Origin of the sequence: Marivibrio sp. (genome assembly GCF_040218065.1) — a bacterium.
Classification (GTDB): domain Bacteria; phylum Pseudomonadota; class Alphaproteobacteria; order UBA8366; family Aestuariispiraceae; genus Marivibrio.
Map to the genome: position 1 here is coordinate 54,786 of NZ_JAVJQE010000001.1, position 21,425 is coordinate 76,210.

Annotated in this window: 20 protein-coding genes; 13 read left to right on the plus strand and 7 right to left on the minus strand. The window is 69.1% G+C overall.

Annotated features, from left to right (window positions below):
* Positions 1-37: 37 nt before the first annotated feature.
* The 5 genes from ccoG (at position 38) to RIB45_RS00285 (ending at position 6,573) form a co-directional block, all read left to right on the plus strand.
* Complete coding sequence (ccoG, locus tag RIB45_RS00265; RefSeq protein WP_350047546.1) at positions 38-1,621, plus strand: cytochrome c oxidase accessory protein CcoG; 1,584 nt, start codon at positions 38-40, stop codon at positions 1,619-1,621.
* Positions 1,621-2,118: a FixH family protein gene (locus RIB45_RS00270; protein ID WP_350047548.1), complete on the plus strand. Its 498-nt coding sequence runs from the start codon at positions 1,621-1,623 to the stop codon at positions 2,116-2,118. The genes ccoG and RIB45_RS00270 overlap by 1 nt, the downstream gene beginning before the upstream one ends.
* Complete coding sequence (locus tag RIB45_RS00275; protein ID WP_350047551.1) at positions 2,115-4,469, plus strand: heavy metal translocating P-type ATPase; 2,355 nt, start codon at positions 2,115-2,117, stop codon at positions 4,467-4,469. Before RIB45_RS00270 ends, RIB45_RS00275 begins: the two co-directional genes overlap by 4 nt.
* A complete protein-coding gene (gene ccoS / locus RIB45_RS00280; RefSeq protein WP_350047553.1) occupies positions 4,466-4,696 on the plus strand; it encodes a cbb3-type cytochrome oxidase assembly protein CcoS in 231 nt (76 codons plus the stop codon). The genes RIB45_RS00275 and ccoS overlap by 4 nt, the downstream gene beginning before the upstream one ends.
* Before the next feature lie 65 nt (positions 4,697-4,761).
* Positions 4,762-6,573, plus strand: a complete 1,812-nt coding sequence (locus RIB45_RS00285) for an ABC-F family ATP-binding cassette domain-containing protein (RefSeq protein WP_350047555.1) — start codon at positions 4,762-4,764, stop codon at positions 6,571-6,573.
* Between the two features lie 219 nt (positions 6,574-6,792).
* Here the strand turns inward: RIB45_RS00285 and RIB45_RS00290 are convergent, their stop codons facing one another.
* Together RIB45_RS00290 and phnF are read right to left on the minus strand one after the other, a co-directional pair.
* Entirely contained in the window at positions 6,793-7,695 is a 903-nt protein-coding gene (locus RIB45_RS00290) for an aminotransferase class IV (protein ID WP_350047557.1), read from the minus strand.
* A 66-nt stretch (positions 7,696-7,761) separates the two neighbouring features.
* Positions 7,762-8,541, minus strand: a complete 780-nt coding sequence (phnF, locus tag RIB45_RS00295) for a phosphonate metabolism transcriptional regulator PhnF (protein ID WP_350047559.1) — start codon at positions 8,539-8,541, stop codon at positions 7,762-7,764.
* Between the two features lie 172 nt (positions 8,542-8,713).
* On the opposite strand from phnF, the gene phnG reads away from it, so the two are divergent.
* From phnG to phnN, 8 genes are read left to right on the plus strand one after another with little or no spacing between them, the layout of a single operon-like run.
* The gene (phnG, locus tag RIB45_RS00300) at positions 8,714-9,304 is read left to right on the plus strand and encodes a phosphonate C-P lyase system protein PhnG (protein ID WP_350047561.1); all 591 of its coding nucleotides are present in this window, start codon (positions 8,714-8,716) and stop codon (positions 9,302-9,304) included.
* A gap of 4 nt (positions 9,305-9,308) precedes the next feature.
* Positions 9,309-9,971 (plus strand): phosphonate C-P lyase system protein PhnH, encoded by a 663-nt coding sequence (gene phnH / locus RIB45_RS00305; protein ID WP_350047563.1) that lies wholly within the window; start codon positions 9,309-9,311, stop codon positions 9,969-9,971.
* Between the two features lie 4 nt (positions 9,972-9,975).
* Positions 9,976-11,064: a carbon-phosphorus lyase complex subunit gene (locus RIB45_RS00310; RefSeq protein WP_350047565.1), complete on the plus strand. Its 1,089-nt coding sequence runs from the start codon at positions 9,976-9,978 to the stop codon at positions 11,062-11,064.
* A complete protein-coding gene (locus RIB45_RS00315) occupies positions 11,061-11,936 on the plus strand; it encodes an alpha-D-ribose 1-methylphosphonate 5-phosphate C-P-lyase PhnJ (RefSeq protein WP_350047567.1) in 876 nt (291 codons plus the stop codon). Before RIB45_RS00310 ends, RIB45_RS00315 begins: the two co-directional genes overlap by 4 nt.
* A complete protein-coding gene (gene phnK, locus RIB45_RS00320) occupies positions 11,933-12,724 on the plus strand; it encodes a phosphonate C-P lyase system protein PhnK (RefSeq protein WP_350047569.1) in 792 nt (263 codons plus the stop codon). Before RIB45_RS00315 ends, phnK begins: the two co-directional genes overlap by 4 nt.
* The gene (gene phnL / locus RIB45_RS00325; RefSeq protein ID WP_350047571.1) at positions 12,721-13,419 is read left to right on the plus strand and encodes a phosphonate C-P lyase system protein PhnL; all 699 of its coding nucleotides are present in this window, start codon (positions 12,721-12,723) and stop codon (positions 13,417-13,419) included. The genes phnK and phnL overlap by 4 nt, the downstream gene beginning before the upstream one ends.
* 37 nt (positions 13,420-13,456) lie before the next feature.
* On the plus strand, positions 13,457-14,635 hold the full coding sequence (locus RIB45_RS00330) for an alpha-D-ribose 1-methylphosphonate 5-triphosphate diphosphatase (protein ID WP_350047573.1): 1,179 nt from the start codon (positions 13,457-13,459) through the stop codon (positions 14,633-14,635).
* Positions 14,625-15,218, plus strand: coding sequence for a phosphonate metabolism protein/1,5-bisphosphokinase (PRPP-forming) PhnN (gene phnN, locus RIB45_RS00335; protein WP_350047575.1), 594 nt, complete (start codon positions 14,625-14,627; stop codon positions 15,216-15,218). Before RIB45_RS00330 ends, phnN begins: the two co-directional genes overlap by 11 nt.
* Here the strand turns inward: phnN and RIB45_RS00340 are convergent.
* The 5 genes from RIB45_RS00340 to RIB45_RS00360 all read right to left on the minus strand — a co-directional run bounded on the left by RIB45_RS00340 (position 15,190) and on the right by RIB45_RS00360 (position 21,423).
* Positions 15,190-15,891, minus strand: coding sequence for a DUF1045 domain-containing protein (locus RIB45_RS00340; RefSeq protein WP_350047577.1), 702 nt, complete (start codon positions 15,889-15,891; stop codon positions 15,190-15,192). The genes phnN and RIB45_RS00340 overlap by 29 nt on opposite strands.
* 21 nt (positions 15,892-15,912) lie before the next feature.
* Positions 15,913-17,736, minus strand: coding sequence for a TRAP transporter permease (locus tag RIB45_RS00345; protein ID WP_350047579.1), 1,824 nt, complete (start codon positions 17,734-17,736; stop codon positions 15,913-15,915).
* Positions 17,737-17,912: 176 nt separating this feature from the next.
* Positions 17,913-18,869: a TAXI family TRAP transporter solute-binding subunit gene (locus RIB45_RS00350; RefSeq protein ID WP_350047581.1), complete on the minus strand. Its 957-nt coding sequence runs from the start codon at positions 18,867-18,869 to the stop codon at positions 17,913-17,915.
* 129 nt (positions 18,870-18,998) lie between these two features.
* Complete coding sequence (locus RIB45_RS00355; protein WP_350047583.1) at positions 18,999-20,135, minus strand: glycine cleavage T C-terminal barrel domain-containing protein; 1,137 nt, start codon at positions 20,133-20,135, stop codon at positions 18,999-19,001.
* Positions 20,136-20,313: 178 nt separating this feature from the next.
* Entirely contained in the window at positions 20,314-21,423 is a 1,110-nt protein-coding gene (locus tag RIB45_RS00360) for a pyridoxal phosphate-dependent aminotransferase (RefSeq protein WP_350047585.1), read from the minus strand.
* Positions 21,424-21,425 lie beyond the last annotated feature (2 nt).

Sequence of the window (21,425 nt, forward strand, 5' to 3'; positions counted from 1 at the left end):
CCTTCGGTCCGCCAACGCTGAGAAAGCAAAGGACGAGATGACGAGCATCGCCGACGAAGTCGTCAAGGACGACCAGGCCCCCCAGGCGGATCGGATCGATGTCGAGCCGGTGAACCGGCGCGACCAGCAGCAGCCGCTCTATGCGCCGAAGAAGAAGATCTATCCCAAGCGCACCGAGGGGACGTTCCGTCGGCTCAAGTGGATCATCATGGCGATCACGTTGGGAATCTACTACGTGACGCCCTGGATCCGCTGGGACCGCGGTCCGTACGCGCCGGATCAGGCGGTGCTCGTCGATCTCATGAACCGGCGCTTCTATTTCTTCATGATCGAGATCTGGCCGCAGGAGTTCTACTATGTGGCCGGCATGCTGGTGATGGCGGGGATCGGGCTGTTCCTGATCACCAGTTCGGTGGGACGCGCCTGGTGCGGCTACACCTGCCCGCAGACGGTGTGGACCGACCTTTTCATCTGGGTCGAACGGCTGATCGAGGGCGACCGCAACAAGCGGATGAAGCTCGACCGAACCCCTTACAACGTCGACAAGATCGCCAAGCGCACGGCCAAGCACGCCATCTGGGTGCTGATCGCCGCGGCGACCGGCGGCGCCTGGATCTTCTATTTCGACAACGCGCCGACGCTGTTCGTCGACGTGTTCACCGGCGAGGCGGCCGGAGTCGCCTACGCCACGATCGCCATTCTGACCTTCACGACCTATTGGCTCGGCGGCCACATGCGCGAGCAGATCTGCATCTACATGTGCCCCTGGCCGCGCATCCAGGGCGCCATGCTGGATGAGAACTCGCTGACCGTCACCTACAATGATTGGCGGGGCGAGCCGCGCTCCCGGCACCAGAAGAAATCCGCCTATGAGGGCAAGGCGGTCGGCGACTGCGTCGACTGCAACGCCTGCGTCGCCGTCTGTCCGACCGGCATCGACATTCGCGACGGGCAGCAGTTGGAATGCATCACCTGCGCCTTGTGCATCGACGCCTGCAATCAGGTGATGGACAAGCTGGGGCGCGAGCGGGGGCTCATCTCCTACGCGACCCTCAACGATTACAACGCCAATATGGCGTTGGCGAAGGACTCGCAGGGGCGCATCGACCCCAACCGCGTGCGCGCCGCCGACGGCAAGCTCAGCGGCGAGGTGAAGCACACCGGGCCGAAGGCGATCCTGCGCCCGCGCACGATGATCTATTTCGCGATCTGGGGGCTGATCGGTCTCGCCATGGTCTGGCATGTGGCCACCCGCGAGCGGCTCGACCTAAACGTTCTTCACGACCGCAATCCGCGCTTCGTCATGCTGTCGGACGGCAATGTGCGCAACGGTTACACCATCAAGATCCTGAACATGATGCCGGAGCCGCGCACCGTGCGCCTCAGCATGGAGGGGGTCCCGGGGGCCTACATGACGACGCCGCAGGCGGCGGACGATCCGCGTCAGTCGATCGTGCTCGACGTCGAACCCGACCAGCTGACCAACCAGCGCGTCTTCGTGCAGACCGACCCGGCCGAGATCGCGGACTCGCCCGTAGAGATCACCTTCACGGTGGAGGACATCTTCGGCTCCGAGCGGGCCGAGTATCTGAGCAACTTCGTCAGTCGGGAGCAGAACTGATGCTGAAATCCGTCTTCAGGCCGGACCGTTTCACCGGCTGGCATATGTTCGGGGTGCTCTGCGCATTCTTCGGGACGATCGTCACCGTCAATATGGTCCTGGCCTTCAACGCCAGCTCCACCTGGACCGGCCTGGTGGTCCAGAACTCCTATGTCGCCAGCCAAGAGTACAACGCCAAGCTGGCCGCGGCGGCGGAGCAGGCCGAGCGCGGCTGGACGGGCGACGTCGGCTACGCCGGCGGCGAGATCAGCCTGCGCCTTGCGGACGCAGAGGGCGCGCCGATCTCCGCCTCGGCCGTAACGGCTCATGTCGGGCGTCCGACCTTCGAGCAGCGCGACCATGATGTGACGCTCGCCAAAGTCGGGCCTGGGCACTATACCGTCGCCGATGCGCTGGAGGACGGCTTGTGGGAGGTCGCGGTCACCGTCGAGACTGCGACCCAGGAACCCTGGTTCATGACCTACCGCATCACGATCCGGGACGGGATCGCGCAATGAGCTGCTGTCGCGCCGCCGCCGACGCCTGCGAGGAGGCCGCGCGCGCGCCGGGCGATCCGGGTCCGCCGGCCAGGCGCGCCGCGCGCGAGGAGGTGCTCGCCGCGAGTCGCGATTTGGGCGGCGGGACGATCGAGACCCACTTCTCCGTGCCCGCCATTCATTGCGGCGGCTGCATTCGGGCGATCGAGACGGCGATGGGCGCGCTGGGCGCGGTGCAGGACGCGCGCGTCAACCTCTCCACCAAGCGCCTGTCCGTCACCTGGCGGCGCGACGCGGCCGATCCTGACGCGGTGTTCGCGGCGCTGGAGCGGCTCGGATACGACGCGCATCCCATCGATGCGGCCGCGGACGACGGCGATCCGACGCTCAAACGCCTGATCCTTCAGCTCGGGGTCGCCGGCTTCGCCGCCGGCAACATCATGCTGTTGTCGGTCTCGGTCTGGTCCGGGGCCGAGGGGTCGACCCGCGACCTGTTCCACTGGATTTCGGCGCTGATCGCGGTCCCCGCGGTCGCGTTTTCCGGACAGGCCTTCTTTCGGCCCGCCGTCGCGGCGCTGCGCCGCGGGCGGATGAATATGGACGTGCCGATCTCGCTGGCCATCGTGCTGGCGGTCGTCGTCAGCCTTTACGAGACCTCGCAGAGCGGCCCGCACGCCTATTTTGACGCTTCGGTGACGCTGCTGTTCTTTCTGCTGATCGGGCGGACCTTCGACCACGTGATGCGCGAGCGCGCGCGCAGCGCCGCCGCCGGCTTGCAGCGCATGGCGCCGCGCGGCGCGACGGTCGTCACGGCTGACGGCGCGCGGATCTGGCGGCCGCTGGATGCGATCCGGGCGGGGGAGCGTCTGTTCGTTGCGGCGGGCGAGCGCATCCCCCTCGACGCCCGCGTGATCGAGGGCGCCGGAGACGTGGACGCGGCCATCGCCACGGGCGAGAGCGATCCCGTGGCGGTCGGCCCCGGGGTCGAGTTGCCGGCCGGCGCGCTCAACCTTTCCGGCGCGCTGACGCTGGAGGCGACGAAGCCCGCCAGCCAGTCCTTCTTGGCCGAGATGATGGCCATGCTGGAGACGGCCGAAAGCGCGAAGCCGCGCTTCCGACGCTACGCCGATCGCGCGGCCTCCTTCTACTCGCCGATCGTCCATTTGGCCGCTTTCGCCACCTTCATGGGGTGGGGTCTGATTGAGGGCGACTGGTACCGCGCGCTCTACATCGCGATCTCGGTGCTGATCATCACCTGTCCCTGCGCGCTGGCGCTGGCGGTTCCGGTGGTTCAGGTCGTCGCGGCGGGTCGCCTTTTCCGGCACGGCGTTCTGCTGAAGGACGGCGCCGCGCTTGAGACGCTCGCGCGGGTCGACCGGGTGTTGTTCGACAAGACGGGGACGCTCACCGTCGGCCGGCCGCGCCTGTTGGATGCGGACGGTCACGACGCGGCGACGCTGTCGCTCGCCGGCGCGCTCGCCCGGAACAGCCTGCATCCCTACTCCCAGGCGCTGACCCAGGCGGCGGCGCGGCTGCAGGAGCGGCCGAGCGCGCCCGCCCTGTCGGCGATCCGCGAGACGCCGGGCTGCGGACTTGAGGCGCGGCTTGGCGACGGCGCGCTGCTGCGCTTAGGCCGTCCCGCCTGGGCGCTTGACGACCCGAGCGCCGATCAGGCGGGCGTCGCGCTGGCGCAGGACGGCGCGTTGCTGGGGCTCTATCGCTTCGAGGACGCGCCGCGCGCCGGCGCGGCCGGCACGCTGGCCTGGCTCGACGCCGAAGGGTTCGAGCCGGAAATCATCTCCGGCGACCATCCGAGCCGGGTCGCCGAAACGGCCCGTACGCTGGGCGCGGACCGCTGGCGCGGCGGCTTGCAGCCCGCCGACAAGATCGCGCGGATCCAAGCGCTGCAACAGGACGGCCATCGCGTCCTGATGGTCGGCGACGGGGTCAACGACGCGCCGGCGCTCAGCGCCGCCGACGCCTCAATCGCGCCGGCGACGGCGGCCGACGTCGGGCGGCGCGCGGCGGGCTTCGTCTTCCTGCATGAAAGCTTGGACGCGGTGGTCCGCGCGCTCGATGTGGCCCGTCGGGCGCGCGCGCTGATCCTGCAGAACTTCGGGCTGGCGGTCGTCTACAACATGATCGCGGTTCCGATTGCGGTCATGGGTTACGTGACGCCGCTGGTGGCCGCGATCGCGATGTCGAGCTCGTCGATCGTGGTTATCTCGAACGCGTTGCGCCTCAACCTGGGGGCCGGCCGGATGACTCGCGCGCTGGACCGCCAGGCCCGGCGCGCGCCCGGCGCGGGCGCGCGCGCGATCAAGACGGCGCCGGCCGAGCGCGCCGACGCCCGGTCGGCGGGGACGGCATGAACCATTTGGTCCTTTTGATCCCCGCGGCGCTGCTGCTCGGACTCCTCGGACTCGCCGCCTTTCTTTGGTCGCTGAAGTCCGGACAATACAGCGACCTCGACGGCGCCGCCTGGCGGGCGATCGAGGACGACGAGCAGGACGAGCACGTTCGCGACGCGGAGAAAGCGCAGCAGCAAAGCGTTGCGCCGGCGAGCGGCTCAGGGCGCAGATCCGGGACGCGCTCGTGAATTGGCCGCCGCCCGCACGCCGCCGGCCCTTGCCCTGAGCTCCGCCCCCCGCTAAGCAGCGGGTCATGGCTCCGCCCCTCCTTCTGCTTTCCGACATCCGCGTCTCGCTCGGCGGCGCGCCGTTGCTTGACGGCGCAGAGCTCGCCGTCAAGCCGGGCGAACGGCTGGCGCTCGTCGGCCGCAACGGCTCGGGCAAATCGACGCTGATGAAGATCGCCGCCGGGCTTGAGCAGTCGGACGGCGGCGAGGCCTTCCTGCAGCCGGGCGCCACCTTGCGCTATCTGCCGCAGGAGCCGGACCTGTCCGGTTTCGCTCGGGTCGTCGATTACGTCGCGGACGGCCTCGACCCGACGGACGGCGAGCACAGCGCGCGCCGTCTGCTGGAGAAGCTGGACCTCGACCCTGAGGCCGACCCGGGGCCGCTTTCCGGCGGCGAGAAGCGGCGCGCAGCGCTGGCCCGCACTTTGGCCCCCGCCCCGGACGTGCTGTTGCTGGACGAGCCCACGAACCACCTGGACCTGCCGACGATTGAATGGCTCGAGGGCGAACTGGCGCGGCGCGAGGCGGCGCTGGTGCTGATCAGTCACGATCGCCGCTTTCTGGAACGCCTGGCGCAGGCCGTCGTCTGGCTGGATCGCGGGCGCGCACGGCGGATGGAGGGGGGATTCGCCGGCTTCGAAGAGTGGCGCGAGAAGATTCTCGCCGATGAGGACGAGCAGCGTCGGCGCCTGAACAAGAAGATCGAGGCCGAGACCGAGTGGTTGCACAAAGGCGTCACCGCCCGGCGCAAGCGCAATATGGGTCGTCTGCGCAATCTCCAGACCCTCCGTCAGAGCCGGCGCGAGCAGATCGGTCCTCCGGGAACCGTCAAGATGACGACCGGCGAGGGCGAGACCAGCGGCAAGCGGGTGATCGAGGCGAAAGGCGTCTTCAAGCGTTTCGACGACAAGGCGATCGTGGAAAACTTCAGCCTGCGCGTCCTGCGCGGCGACCGCATCGGTCTTGTCGGCCCGAACGGGGCGGGCAAGACGACGCTTCTGAATATGTTGATCGGCGCGCTTGAGCCGGATGAGGGGGAGGTCGCGCTCGGAACAAACCTTCAGATCGCGACGCTGGATCAGATGCGCCGTTCGCTGAAACCGACGGTGACGTTGACCCAAGCGCTCGCCGGCGACGGGGAGTGGGTCGAGGTCGCAGGCGAACGGCGCCACGTCATGAGTTATATGCGCGACTTCCTGTTCAGCCCGGCCCAGGCGAAGACGCCCATCGGCAAGCTCTCCGGCGGAGAGCGCGGTCGTTTGATGCTGGCCCGCGCGTTGGCGCAGCCTTCCAACCTTTTGGTGCTGGACGAGCCGACCAACGATCTCGACCTTGAGACGCTGGATCTGTTGCAGGAGATGATCGCGGATTACGCCGGAACCGTGCTGCTGGTCAGCCACGATCGCGACTTCCTGGACCGCACCGTGACCGCGACCGTCCATGCGGAGGGGATGGGGCGCTGGGTCGTCTACGCCGGCGGCTATTCCGACATGCTCGCCCAGCGCGGCGCGCCGCCCTGGGCCGGGCCGAAGCAGGAGGCGGCGAAGAAGCCCGCCAAGCAGGGGGCGCCGAAGCCTGCGGCGTCGACGGCCGGCAAATCCAAGCTGAGCTTCACCGAGCGACACAAGCTGGAGACGCTGCCGGAGGAGATCGACAAGCTGGAGGCGGCGATCGCGCCGCTGCAGGCGCAACTCGCCGACCCGCAGCTCTTCAGTCGGGATCCCGCCGCCTTCCAGAAGGCCGCCGACGCGTTGGCGAAGGCGCAGGAAGCGCTCGCCGCGGCGGAAGAGGAGTGGCTGCGCCTGGAGGCGTTGCGCGAGGAGGAGGAGGAGGGCTGAGGCGGTCGGCTCGCGAAAAGCCGTCCCCTTCAGGGGAAATGTTGGATGGGGTGAGCGATCTTCGACGAGAGGATCGGCATGGCGCTCAAGCGCCGAGAGTTTTTCTTCAGCACGCCTTTCGGCGCGTCCCCCCCAATCTTGATCCTCCCCGCTCAAAGGGGGGAAGAGATCGACGGACGGCGAAAGGCGTGCGCCGTCAAGCGCCGCCTAAACCGCCGCCTAAACCGCCGACGTCCATTCCGGATCCCGGTGCTTTTCCCAATAGAGATCGCTCAGCCGTCGCGTGATCGGACCCGGTCGACCGTCGCCGATCGCCGCGTGATCGGCCGTGGTGATCGGCATGATCCCGCCGGCGGTCGAGGTGATGAAGGCCTCGTCGGCCGCGCGGAACGCCTCCGTCGAGACGGCGCGCGCCTCGACCGGGATCTGCAGGTCCCGGGCGAGCCGCATCGCAGTGTCGCGCGAGACCCCCTCCAGCACGCCGCGATCCGGCGTAGCGATGCGTCCGTCCTTCACGATGAAGACGTTGAAGCCCGGTCCCTCGCAGACGTTCCCGGCCGGATCGGTCAGCACGACGTTCTCCGCGCCCGCGTCATACGCGGCGTAAAGTCCCTGGACCAGATCGTGCCAATGGTAGTTCTTGGCGGTCGGGTCGACGCTTTCCGGCGGGATTCGATGGATGGCGCTCACGTGGACGTGCAGCCCTTGCTCCCAGCGCTCCAGCGGCAGGATGCGGCCGAGCGGAATGGCGAAGACCATGAAGGTCGGGATCGCGTCGCGCGGGTCGCGGCTGAAGGTCGGGCTGACGCCGCGGGTCACCAGGCACTCGACATAGCCGGCCGCCTCGACGCCGCCGCGGCGTACGCATTCCCGCATGATGTCGGCGCAGGCCTCGGGGGCGACGGGGATGTCCAGCCGCAGTTTCTCGGCAGAGCGATAGAAGCGTTCGATATGCGCGTCCAGGCGGAAGAAGCGCCCGTCGATGCAGTGCGCCACGTCGTAGGTCGCATCGGAGCGCAAGAAACCCCAATCCAGGACGGAGATCTTGGCCTCCGCCATCGCGGCGTAGCGTCCGCGGACATAGGCGCAGCCGGGCGGATAGTCGAACGCGTCGTCGGTCATGCCGGTCAGCGTATCCGCGCGGGCGGCGATGCGGAAGCCCTGTGCGTCGGCCGCCGCGGCGCAGGCCTATCCGGCGCCGCCGATCTCGTCGGTTTCGCGGAACGGTTCGACGACCAACTGCACCCGATCCGCGGCGAACCGCGTGAGGCCGTAGGCGACGGCGCGGCCGTCGGCGTCGACGTCGATTTTCTCGGTCTGCAGGACGGGGCGCGTGATCGGTTGCTCCAACAGGGCGGCGATCTCGCGGCTCGGCATTTGAGCCGTGACGCGGGTGGACAAGCGGCTGTAATCCGCGACCCCCATTCGCGCCAACGAGGCGGTGAGCGAGCCGGTCTCGCGATAGATCGCCGCGATTCCGCGGAAACGTTTTGCGGGCAGGTAGTGGAGCCCGTAGCCGAGCGGGCGTCCGTCCGCGACGCTGACCGCCTCAAGCACCACCACCGGGGCGCCGACGCGCACGCTCAGATTTCTCGCTACGGCGCGATCGGCGGGGGCCTCTTCGGCGCGCAGGATGCGATGGCCCGGCAGACGCTCGGCCTCGGCGATATTCTGGGAGAAACGCGTGCGGCTGCCGATCGGGTACTCGATCGTCTCTTCCTGGACGAAGGTCCCGCGACCCTGCTCGATGCGCACCAGACCCCGCTCCGCCAGCGCCGCCATCGCGCGGCGCAGGGTGTGGCGATTGACCGAAAATCGGGCCGCCAGCGCGCTTTCGGGCGGCATGCGCTCGCCGCGCGGATAGACGCCGTCGCGGATGTCGCCCTCGATCCGCTGGGCGATGCGAGCCCAGACGCTTTGCCCCGGTCCGCCTTCTCGGGTCCGCCAATCTTGGGATCCGCCATCCATCCGACCGCTCCTCGTCGTTTGCGCCGTGCGCGACGACCGGGCTCGGTAGGTCGGCGCCGCGTCACGGAAACTTCACCCCACAGCGTCTCAGGCCGTGCTTTACACAACCCGTCTTATAAGCGATAAAAGATATAGACGTCTAGACGTATTATGCGAAAGGTCGAGACAGCGCATGACGCAACCCGACGCCCGACCGTCCGACGCCCGACCGTCCGACGCCCGACCGTCCGACGCCCGACCGTCCGACGCCCGACCGTCCGACGCCCGCACGGCGTCTTCCGTCGACCCGCATCCTGCGCCCGAACGCAAGGCCTGGATGGCCGTCCTGGCCAAGGCGGCGCCGCCCCGCCTGAAAGCCCTGGCCGAGGACTATCTGGGAAGCCTGAGCGAGGAGGCGGCCCCCGCATTCACTATGCTGCGCCGACCGGAGACGGGGCTGGTCATGGTGCGCGCGCGCGCCGGCGGCGCCGGGGCGCCCTTCAATATGGGCGAGATGACGGCGACCCGCTGCACCGTCCTACTGAACGAGGCCGACGGAACCCAAACGACCGGAGTCGCCTACATCGCCGGACGCGATCAGGCCCACGCCGCCCTCGCCGCAAAGCTCGACGCGCTGCTTCAGACGGCCGCGCATCACGACGCCGTCCAAGCGCGGATCGTGCATCCCTTGGAGCGCGAGCGGGCGGCGCGCAGAACGAAGCGTCGCGCCCAAGTGGGCGCCACCAAGGTGGATTTCTTCACCTTGGTCCGCGGGGAGGATTGACCCCATGACCAGCAGGCCGCCCGTCTCCTCCGCTCCCGCTCCCGCTCCCGCTCCCGCGGGCGCGCTCGCCCCGCCGGCGCCGGGCTTTGACGAGCCGGTGCTGGATGCGGCGGACGCCTTTCGGGCGCTTTTGGAGGCGACGGCGCGACCGGGCGCGCCGATCGCGCTCCCCGGCGCGCCCCCGGCGCCGCCGCCGCTAGGGCCGGGCTTGGGCGCTGTGGCGCTGACGCTGATCGACCCGGATGCGCCGCTCTGGCTGGATGACGACCTCCGCACCCCGGCGGTCGAAGCCTGGCTCGCCTTTCATTGCGGCGTGCGGCCTCTGACGGAGCCGGGGACGGCGGCCTTCGCCTTCGCGCCGATCGGGCGGGCGGCGGCGCTGCTTCCCCGCTTGTGCGCCGGCGCGCCGGAGTATCCTGACCGCGCGGCCACGCTGGTGCTGTCGGTGGACGGTTTTGAGGGCGGGCGCCCCGCAACCTTGTCCGGTCCCGGCCTGAAGGCCCCCGCCGCGTTCGCTCCGGCTGGGGCGGACGTCGCGCTGTGGCGGGCTTTGCAGGCGAACGCCGCCCGTTTTCCGCTGGGTGTGGATTGTCTTTTCATCAGCGCCGACGCGCTGGCCGGCCTGCCGCGCAGCACGCGCATCGCAGTCGACGCAGAGGAGGGCTGAGCGCATGTATGTCGCCGTAAAAGGAGGCGAGCGCGCAATCGACGCCGCCCATCGTCTGCTCGCGGAGGATCGTCGCGGCGATCCGGCCGAGCCCGAACTCACGCCGGCCCAGATCCGCGAACAGCTCAAGCTCGGCGTCGACCGGGTGATGACCGAAGGCTCGCTCTACGACCGGGATCTGGCCGCCCTGGCGCTCAAGCAGGCGCGCGGCGATCAGATCGAGGCGATCTTCCTGATCCGCGCCTATCGCACGACGTTGCCGCGCTTCGCCGTCTCGAAGCCCGTGGAGACCAGCCGCATGGCCCTGGAACGCCGCATCTCCGCGACCTTTAAAGATCTGCCCGGAGGCCAGGTGCTGGGGCCGACCTTCGACTACACCCATCGGCTGGTCGACCACGCCTTGGCCGCTCCGCACGCGGGCGCCGAGCCCGCAGAAGGCGCCCCCGTTTCGGAAGACGCGCCGCGCGTCCTCGACCTTCTGCAGCAGGAAGGCTTGATCGAACCCGCCGGCGCGGCGGCGGAGTGCCCGCCGTTCGACGTTACCCGCACGCCGCCGAGCTTCCCGAGCGAACGCGACGCGCGCTTGCAGCAGCTCGCACGCGGCGACGAGGGGTTCCTGCTGGCGCTTGGCTATTCGACCCAGCGCGGCTACGGCCGGACTCACCCGTTCGCCGGCGAGATCCGTCTGGGAAGCGTCGCCGTCGAGATCGAGCCCGAGGAGTTGGGGTTCGCCATCGAGCTGGGCGAGATCGAGATGACCGAGTGTCAGATGGTGAATCAGTTTCAAGGCTCGGCCGAGCAGGCGCCCTGCTTCACCCGCGGCTACGGCGTCGCTTTCGGGCACGGCGAGCGCAAGGCGATGGCGATGGCGCTGGTCGACCGCAGCCTGCGGGCGGACGAGTTCGGCGAGGCGCGAGACGCGCCGGCGCAGGACGAGGAATTCGTTCTCTCGCACTGCGACAACGTGCAGGCGACGGGTTTCGTCGAGCATTTGAAGCTGCCCCACTACGTAGACTTCCAGTCCGAGTTGGAGCTGCTGCGCCGATTGCGACGCGAGCATGCGGAGCGTGCGATGCCGGAGGCCGCGGAATGAGCGAGGCGCGCGACCCCGCCTACAACTTCGCCTATCTGGACGAACAGACGAAGCGCATGATCCGCCGGGCGTTGTTGAAGGCGCTGGCCGTTCCCGGCTGTCAGATTCCCTTTGCGGGACGCGAGATGCCCATGCCCTACGGCTGGGGCACCGGCGGAGTGCAGGTCACCGCGTCGGTCCTGAAACAGGACGACGTCCTCAAGGTGATCGACCAGGGAGCGGACGATACGACGAACGCCGTCTCCATCCGCAAGTTCTTCCAGCGCACCGCCGGGGTCGCCGTAACCGAAACGACGGCCGAGGCGAGCGTCATTCAGACCCGCCACCGCATCCCGGAGACCCCGCTCGCCGAAGGGCAGATCCTGGTCTATCAGGTGCCGATCCCCGAGCCTCTGCGCTTTCTGGAGCCGCGCGAGACCGAGACGCGCAAGATGCACGCGCTCGAGGACTACGGATTGATGCATGTGAAGCTTTATGAGGACATCGCGCGCCACGGCCATATCGCGACCACCTACGCCTATCCGGTGAGGGTGGCCGATCGGTACGTGATGGATCCCTCGCCGACGCCCAAGTTCGACAATCCCAAAATGTCGGATTGTCCGGCGATCCAATTGTTCGGCGCGGGGCGCGAGAAGAGGATCTACGCGGTGCCGCCCTACACCAAGGTGGAGAGCCTGGATTTCGAAGATCACCCCTTCACCGTCCAGGCGTGGGACGAGAGCTGCGCCTTCTGCGGGGCGCAGGACAGCTTCCTCGACGAGTTGGTGACCGACGACCAGGGCGGGCGAATGTTCGTCTGCTCCGACACCGACTATTGCAACCGGCGCCGCGAGCAGGGCTTTCGCGGATCCGCGACGGAGGATGCGGCGTGAACGCAGTTCAGGATGACGACGCCCCCTTGTTGGCGGTCGAGGGTTTGGAGAAACGCTACGGCCGCCGCGTCGGCTGCACGCAGGTCGACTTTCGACTCTGGCCGGGCGAGGTGTTGGGCGTGGTGGGCGAAAGCGGCTCCGGCAAGACGACGGTGCTGAATTGCGTCGCCGGCAGGCTCGCGCCGGACGCCGGTCGGGTGCTCTATACCGACCGGACGGGCGCGGCGCGGGATGTGCATGGCGTGAGCGAACCCGAGCGGCGCATGCTGATGCGCACAGACTGGGCCTTCGTGCACCAGAACGCCCGCGACGGCTTGCGTATGGCCGTCAGCGCGGGCGCAAATGTGGGCGAGCCTCTGATGGCCGTGGGCGCGCGCCACTACGCCGACATCCGCGCCGCCGCCGGCGACTGGCTTGAGAAAACCGAGATCGAGCTCGGGCGGATCGACGATCCGCCGACCACCTTCTCCGGCGGCATGCAGCAGCGCCTGCAGATCGCCCGCGCGCTGGTTGCAGGGCCGCGGCTCGTTTTCATGGATGAGCCGACGGGCGGCCTCGACGTCTCGGTTCAGGCGCGCCTGCTCGACTTGCTGCGCGGCTTGGTGACGGAGCTCGGCCTGGCCGCGGTGGTCGTGACCCACGACCTGGCGGTGGCGCGCCTGCTGTCCCATCGGCTGCTGGTGATGCGCCAGGGACGGGTGGTGGAGACCGGGCTGACCGATCAGGTGCTGGACGATCCGCAGCATCCCTATACGCAACTTCTCGTCTCTTCGGTGCTGCAACCATGACCGACATGCTGCGTCTGACCGGCGTCTCCAAGAGCTTTACGCTGCACAATCAGGGCGGGGTGCGCTTGCCGGTGCTGGCCGGCGCGCACCTCCGCGTCGCAGCCGGGGAGTGCGTCGCGCTGACCGGCCCGTCCGGCGCCGGCAAGAGCACGCTCATGCGCCTGATCTACGGCAACTATCTGACCGACGTCGGGTCGATCGAGGTTCGGCATGACGGCGGCTGGATCGACTTGGCCGGGGCCGATCCGCGCGCGGTGCTGGCGGTGCGTCGACGCACGCTCGGCTACGTCAGTCAATTCTTGCGCGTTGTGCCAAGGGTCGCGACGCGCGACGTGGTCGCCGAGCCGCGGATCGCGCTCGGCGAAGCGCCTGCTGACGCCCGAGCGACGGCCGAGTCGCTGCTGGCCCGGTTGAACCTGCCGAGCGCGCTGTGGGATCTTCCGCCAGCCACCTTCTCAGGCGGGGAGCAGCAGCGGGTCAACATCGCGCGCGGGTTCGCGCATCCCTATCCGGTGTTGCTGCTGGACGAGCCGACCGCCTCGCTGGACGGCGCGAACCGCCGCGTGGTGCTGGATCTGATCGAGGAGGCGAAGGACCGCGGCGCGGCGATCGTCGGAATTTTCCACGATGCGGACGCGCGCGGCGCCGTCTGCACGCGCGAGTACGAGATCGCGCCGCTGGATCGGGCCGCCTAGAGGGCCATATGGTAAGGCCGCAGAGGGAGAGACGAGCATGCAGACCGGCGACGGCCTGACCCTGGCGCGAGAGACCCGAGCCGAGCGCGTGCTGACGAATGCGCGCCTGATCCTGGCGGAGGAGGTGGTGCAGGGCACGATCGCGCTGCACGGCGATCGGATTCACGCCGTGGATTTCGGCCGCAGCGCGCTGCCGGGCGCGGAGGATTGCGAGGGCGATTTGTTGGCCCCGGGCCTGGTCGAGCTGCATACCGACAATCTGGAAAAGCACATGATGCCGCGCCCGCAGGCGCATTGGCCGGCCGTGCCGGCCGTCATGGCGCACGATTCGCAAATCGCGGCGGCGGGAATAACGACGGTGTTCGACGCGCTGGCGGTGGGTACGGTCGCGAATGACGGCGTGCGTCTGCAGCGGCTGGAAGAGATGGTGAGCGCGATCGAGGAGGCGCGGCGCGAGGGACTGCTGAAGGTCGACCATCTGCTGCATCTGCGCTGCGAGATCAGCTTTCCGGATCTGGCGGCCGATTTCGCCGGCCTGGTCGACAAGCCGGGCGTGCGGCTGATCTCGGTGATGGATCACACGCCGGGGCAGCGCCAGTTTACCAAACTTGAGGTTTACCGCAGCTACTACATGGGCAAGTTCGGGATGAGCGCGGAGGAGATGGAGCGCTTCATCGACGATCGCCGCGCCGACCAGCAGCGCTACGCCGCACGGCATCGCCGCCTGGTGGTGGAGGCGGCCCATGCGCGCGGCTTGGCGCTGGCGAGCCATGACGACGCCACGCCCGAGCATGTGGCCGAAGCGGTCGCCGACGGCATGACGCTCGCCGAGTTCCCGACCACGATTGAGTCCGCGGCCGCCAGCCATCAGGCCGGCTTGGCGGTGATGATGGGCGCGCCCAACCTGGTGCGCGGCGGATCTCACTCCGGGAACGTCTCGGCGATGGATCTGGCGCGACGCGGAACGTTGGATGCGATCTCCAGCGATTACGCGCCCGCCGCGCTGCTGCCGGCCGCTATGATGCTCGCCGAGGAGGTGGAGACCATCTCCCTGCCCCAGGCGATCGCCGCGGTGACCAAGGCGCCGGCGCTCGCGGCGGGACTGACGGACCGCGGGGAGATCCGGGAGGGCCTGCGCGCCGACCTGATCCGCATCCGCGACGCGAAGCATCCGATCCTGCGCGGCGTTTGGCGCGGCGGCGAGCGTGTCGCCTGACCCGCAGGACGCGCCGCTCGGCGCCCTCGTCCTGGTGGTCGGACCCAGCGGGGCCGGCAAGGACAGCGTGCTGGCCGCCGCCCGCGCCCGACTGCCGGCCGACGCGCCGATCCGCTTTCAACGCAGGGTGATCACCCGACCGGCCGAGGCGGGCGGGGAAGACCACGAGCCGATCGACGAGGCCGGCTTCGCCGAACGGGTGGAGTGCGGCGGCTTCGCCCTGCATTGGGCGGCGCATGGGCTGCGCTACGGCCTGCCGGCCGCGTTGGAGGGGGATCTGGCGGCGGGTTGGACGGTGGTCGCCAACGCCTCGCGCGGGATCCTCGGCCAGGCCCGCGCGAAGTATCCGCGCCTGAGCGTTCTGCACATCACCGCCCCCGACGCGGTGCTGGCCGCGCGGCTCGCCGCGCGAGGCCGGGAGACCGCCGATCAGATCGAAGCGCGTTTGGCGCGGGCCGGCTACGCGGCGCCGCGCGGGCCGAGGGTGGTCGAGATCGTCAATCACGGGGCGCTCGAGGACGCCGCCCGCCGCGTCGCCGACCTGCTGTTGGATCTCAGCCGGACAGCGGGACCCGCCGGATGAGCCGAAACGGCGCGCCGCCGCCCGGATCGCCGAACAGACAGAGCGCGTCGAGCGTGAAAGGCGTTCGCCCGAAGGGCGCGACCACGGGCTCCAGCGCCGACGCGACGGCCGCGCGCGCGGCCGGATCGAGCGGGCCGGTCAGCGTCAGGTGGAAGCGGAATTCTCCCATCACATAGGGATAGCCCCAGCGCTGCAGCAGCGCCTCCTGCGCCGCGTTGAGATCCCCGCGCCGCCGCCGGGCGAGCTCAGCGGCCCCAGGCGGCGCGCGATAGGAGTCGAGATCCTCAACCACGCGCGCGGCCAGCGCGGAAAGGGCCCCGTCCCCGTCCTGCGGGGTGAGGGCGAGGAACGGACCTATTGCAGTGAGCGCCAATCCCCCCGGCGCGACCGGCGGGGCGAGGCGCGCGCCCAAGACCGCCAGCGCCGTCTCCAGATCCCCGCGCGTCGCGCCCTCGGCGAGCGCGAACGGCGCCTTCAGCGTGCCGTGAAAGCCGTAGCGGGCGGGGGCTTCGGTGATCTCCGCGATCCGGTCGGCCGATAGACCGGGAGCGGCCGGCCGCGCGGTCGGCTCGCCGCTCGCCGGATCGCGGCCGAGCCAAGCGTTGCCGAAATCGGCCAGCGCCGACCCGGCGCGCGGGGCGTAATAGACGGCGTAGCGGGCGAAGTCCTCCATAGCCTCGATCCTAGCGCCGGCTTACGACAATCCGAAGAAGGGCGCGTAAAAAACGAGCCCGACGCCCGCCGCGGCCGCGACGGCGGCGAGCGCTGGGCGGCGCGTCATGTTGACGACGGCCCAGCTGGTCAGCGCCAGCCCGATCCCGATCTTGGCGAAGGCGAAGAGCGCCGCGAACAGCCCTTCGTCCGGACGAATAAGCGCCGGGTTCGCGACCAGGGCCAACGGCACCACGTAGAGCCCGAGCCCGAGCCGCATGGCGTACCCTGCGACTCGCAGCCACGGCGCGTCCGCCATGCCGGCGGCGATGAAGACCGTCCCGCAGACCGGCGGCGTGATGGTTGAGAGCAGCGCGTACCAGAAGACGAACATATGCACCGTCAGCGCCGGCAGGCCGAGCTCCTGCAACGCCGGCCCGGCGACCGAGACGCAGATCACGTAAGCCGCCGTCGTCGGCACCTCCATGCCCAGAATGAGACAGGCGAGCGCGGTCAGCAGCAGCGCGATCCACAGCTCGCCCCCCGAAAGTGCGATGATCGCCGAGGTGACCTTCACCCCGAGGCCGGTCATGTTGAGAACGCCGATCACCAGGCCGGCGCAGATGATGATCGCCGCGATCGTGGCGATCTGCCGCGCCGCCTCCAGCGCGCCGGCGCACAGCCGCCCCAGCGCCGCCTTGAGGTCGATTTTGCCCGTGCGATCCGCGAACAGCAGCAGCGCGCCGGCGAAAGCCGCCAGGGCGGCCGCGTATTGCGGCGTCTTGCCGGTGGCGAACAGCACGATCAGCAGGACCCCGAAGGGGATCGCGAAGAACGGCAGCGTGGCGAGGACGAGGCGCGTCGTCGGCAATTCGTCCGGCGCCATGCCGCGCAGATTGCCGCGCCGCGCAAACCACTCCACCCCCAGCCAGGCGGCCAAGAAGAACAGGATGGCCGGCAACGCGGCCGCCATCATGATGGTCGTGTAGCTGACCCCCAGCAGCTCCACCATCACGAAGGCGCCTGCGCCCATCAGCGGCGGCATGATCTGCCCGCCGGAGGACGCCACCGCCTCCACCGCCGCGGCGAACGGCGCCGGATAGCCGAGGCGCTTCATCGCCGGCAGCGTCACCGCGCCCGTGGAGGCGACGTTGGCGGAGGCCGAGCCGCTGATCGATCCGAATAGCGCCGACGCCAGGATTGAGACCTTCGCCGCGCCGGCGCGCAGCCGCCCGGCCAGCTTGGCGGCGAGCGCCATGAACCCCGTTCCGCCTTCGCCCGCGCCGATCACCGCGCCCAGGATCACGAACACCGCGACGACGTTCATGCTGATGCCCGTCAGCGGCCCCCACAAGCCCCCTTCCGCGACCGTCAGCGTGCCCAGAAAGCTGTCGATCGGCATGCCCGCATGACCGAAACGCCCCGGCAGGTGCTGGCCCAAAAGCCCGTAGGCCAGCGCTATCAGCGCGATCAGCGGCAACGCCAGCTTGACCGCGCGCCGCGCCGCCTCCAGGACGACCAGGATCAGCGCAATCGCGATCAGCCGCTGGTCGAGGCCGCGCAGCGACCCGTACTGGTCGCCCAACGCATCCTCGTTCAGCGCGACCCACAGGCAGCCGCCGGCCCCGGCCAGAAAGAACAGCCAATCGACGGCGGACCGCCATCCGCGCCACCGCGCCGGGCGGTCCGCCCGCATGACGAAAATCCACGGCAGCACCAGCAGCAGATGGACGGGCCGGGTCAGCAGGTTCGGCAGCAGCCCGCCGAAGATCAGCCACAGATGGAAGCCGACCGACGCGAAGGCCAGCAGCAGCGCGATCGGATGCGCGCGCAATCCGTCCTGCTTGGGCGCGGACCAAAGGGGCATGGGAGGCTCCAACTAAACCCTCTCCTTCCGCGAGAGGGCGGCTGCTAAAGCAGCCGGGCGAGGGGTCGGCGCGCAGGTCGAGCATGTCTCGCCCGCCTGGCGCGACCCCTCGCCCCAACCCCTCTCCCGAGGGGAGAAGGGCTCTTTTCCGTGAAGGCGAAGGCGGCGCTCGGCGGTTACTTCAATCCGTCCGCCACCGGCGTGCCGGCCTCCTCGTAATAGCGCAGCGCGCCGGGATGCAGCGGGCCGGCCATCATCGCCAGCATCTCCGGCGAAACGCCGGCCCACCAGCGAGCAGTCTCGGCCATCTTGGGCTTGCTCTCCCAATAGGCCTTGGTCAGCTGATAGGCGGTCTCCTCGTCCATCGCGGTCGTGGTGTAGGCCCCGACGGGCAGAGAGGTGGTGACCGTGTCCCGCTCCACGCCCGGATAGGTGCCGGCGGGGATGACGAGGCGGGTGCGTCCCGTGGTCTCGACCTGCTCCTCGCTCATCGACAAGAGCTTGATGTCGGTTCCGGCCGCGGCCTCGACGACGTTCGGCGCGGGATAGGAGCCCGCGGTGGCGAAGCCCGCCACCTGGCCGTTCTTCAGCGCCGGCACGGCGGCGTTCAGCTCCACGTCGACCAGATCCGGCTCGGCCCCGAATTGCTCGAAGTTCTTCGCCGCCTCCCGGGCGCCGAAGCTGCCCTTGCCGATGATGAAGTCCTTGCCGGTCAGATCCTGGAAGCTCTCGACGTCGGCGTCCGCGCGCACGACGTAATGCATCGTCAGCGAAGGGATCGGGAACAGCGCGCGGATGTCGCCGTAGTCCTGACCGTCCTCGAACATCTTCGTATTGCCCTTGGCCAGCTTGATCAGCACCGGCGGGGTGGTGAAGACGTAGGCCCCCTCGCGGACCGCGGCCTCCTTCACGTTCTGGACCGAGCCTTGGCTCTCCTCGACCGTGACGGAGAGCGCGCGATCGGTCGCCTTCTGGACCGCTTCGGCGACCTGCACCGCCATTTGGTAATAGGACGAGGTGGATTTGGCGGACTTGTAGGTGATTCGCGTCTCGGCCTGGGCCGCGCCGGCGGTGACGGCCAGCGCCGCGGCGGCGGCGATCGTCGCGAACAGGGACGGCTTGCGTCCGATCATGGGTCTCTCCTCCGGTTTGGTTATGCGGTTTGATCGGGATGGTACACGCCGCGCCCGGCGTCACAAGGGGCGCGGGGTCTTCGTCCTCTTCTCGCTCTCGCCCTATGACGGGGATGAGGCCGCTTCTGCCTACGTCTCGCTCTTCGGCGGCGTCACCGGCGGCGTGATGAAGGGCAGCGTGGTGGCGTGGCCGGTGCGGGCGCCGAACTCGGTGTCGACCTCGACGGCCGTTCCCTCGTCGGTAAGCGCGAAGTCCAGCGTCGTCATCGCGATGTTCTTCTGCAGGCGGGGCGAGAAGGCGGCGGCGCGGACCGAGCCGACGCGCTTGCCGTCCTTGTAGACCCGCCAGGGATGCTGATTGGGCGATAGGGGCGGGCCGTCGATGAAGAGCCCGACCAACCGGCGCCGGCGGTCTTCCTTCAATTGGATCAGCGCCTGCTTGCCGACGAAGTCGTCCTCGCGCTCTAGATCCAGAAAGCGGCCCAGGCCGACTTCGAACGGGTTGGTGTCGTCGTCGGTGTCGGCGCCGATCGACAAGAGCCCGCTCTCCACCCGTTCGATGTAATTCGGCGCGCCGGGTCCGATGCCGTAGCTTTGCCCGGCGTCGAAGACGACGTCCCACAGCTCGCGCCCGCGCTCGGGGTCCAGCAGATAGAGCTCGAACCCGCCCTGCTTGCTCCAGCCCGACCGGGCGACGATCACGTCGATTCCCTGGATCGAGGTCGCCTCGAACCAGAAATACTTCAGATCCAGCACCCAATCGCCGAACAGATCGCGGATCAGCGGGCGCGCCTTCGGCCCCTGGACCGCAAGCGGCGCGGCGCCGGGATCTCGTATCTCGACGTCGAATCCGCGCTCGGCCGCGATCGCGCGCGCCCAGAGCTGCACGTCGGCGTCGGCGATCGAGAGCCAATATTTGTCCTCCGCATGCTTCAGAAGCACCGGATCGTTGATCAGCCGGCCGGCGTGATCGCACATGGGCACGTACTTGCCCTGTCCCGATTTGCAGCCGGACAGATCGCGCGGCAGCAGGTAACGCACCATCGCGCCGGCGTCGGGGCCGGCGATCTCCACCTGCCGTTCGGCCGCGACGTCCCACAGGCTGACCGCGTTGATCAGGCGCCAGTACTCCCCTTCCGGATCGCCGTAGGAGACGGGCATGTAGGTGTGATTGTAGATCGTGAAGCTGGCCGCCCCCGCGGCGACCGTGGCGTCGAAAAAGGGCGATTTGTCCTCGCGCGGACCGATGGCGATGCCGAAACTCATGGGCTTTTTCCTCCAACCGCTCGGCGTTCTTGTTTTCGCGCCGACGTGATTGGCCCATTTGACCCAGAATCGCCTCGCTTGGAAGCGGCAAATCATCCTCTGGGGGTGCGGGAATCGGCGTCGGCGATGTAGAGAAGCCTTTCCCCTCAAGGGGGAGGCGGAAGGAAGGGCCGGTGCGTCACCCCACCCGCTCAATCGCCTTTTGCAAGGCGGCGTCGAAGATCTTGCGCTCTTCCGGCCGGCCGACCGAGACGCGAATGCACCGGTCCAGCGGCGCGACCCCCGGCATGCGGATGAAGACGCCGTCGTCCTGCAACGCCTTCAGGATCGCGCGGGCGTAGTCGCCGTCGCGGCCCATGTCGACGGCGACGAAGTTGGTCGCCGACGGGATCGCCTTCAGCCCCAGGCGCTCGGCCGTCTCGTAATAGTCCTGGCGGCCGCGCTCGACCTCCTCGACCACGCGGCGGATGAAGGCCTGGTCCTGCAGGCTCGCCAGCGCGCCGGCCTGGGCGACGCGGTTCACCTCGAAATGGTTCCGGATCTTATTGAAGGCGGTGACGATGTCTGCGTGCGCGATCGCATACGCGATGCGCGCGCCCGCCATGCCGTGCGCCTTTGAGAAGGTGCGCATCCGCACGACCCGCGGGTTGGACGGATTGATCGGCGGAATCGCGTCGGCCGGCGCGAAATCGGCGTAGGCCTCGTCGAGGATCAGGAGGCGGTCCGCCGGCACGGCGGCGATCAGCCGCTCGACCTCCTCGGCCGGCCACCACGTCCCCATCGGATTGTCGGGGTTCGAGAAATAGACCAGCGGCGCGCCGACCGCCTGCGCGCGCTCCAGCAGCGCGGCGCCGTCCTCGCGGTCGTCGCGGAACGGCACGAACTCCAGCCGCCCGCCGAAACCGTTCACATGATAGTTGAAGGTCGGATAGGCGCCGGCCGAGGTGACGACCGGCGTTCCCGGCGTCACGCAGGCGCGCACCAGCACGCCCAACAGGCCGTCGATCCCCGCCCCGATCACGATCTCGTCGGTCGAGACGCCGTGATGATCGGCCAGCGCCTGCTTCAGCTCCCAACTCTCCGCGTCGCCGTACCAGCTGATGGTCGTCGTCGCCTCGCGCATCGCGGCCTCGGCCTTCGGCGAGACGCCGAACGCGCTTTCGTTCGCGCCGAGCCGCGCGCGGAAACGCTCGCCGCGCTGGCGCTGCAACGTCTCCGGCCCGACGAATGGCGTCGCGGCGGGCAGATCGCGCACCGTGTCGGTGAAAGGCAGGCGGGTGTCGCTCATCG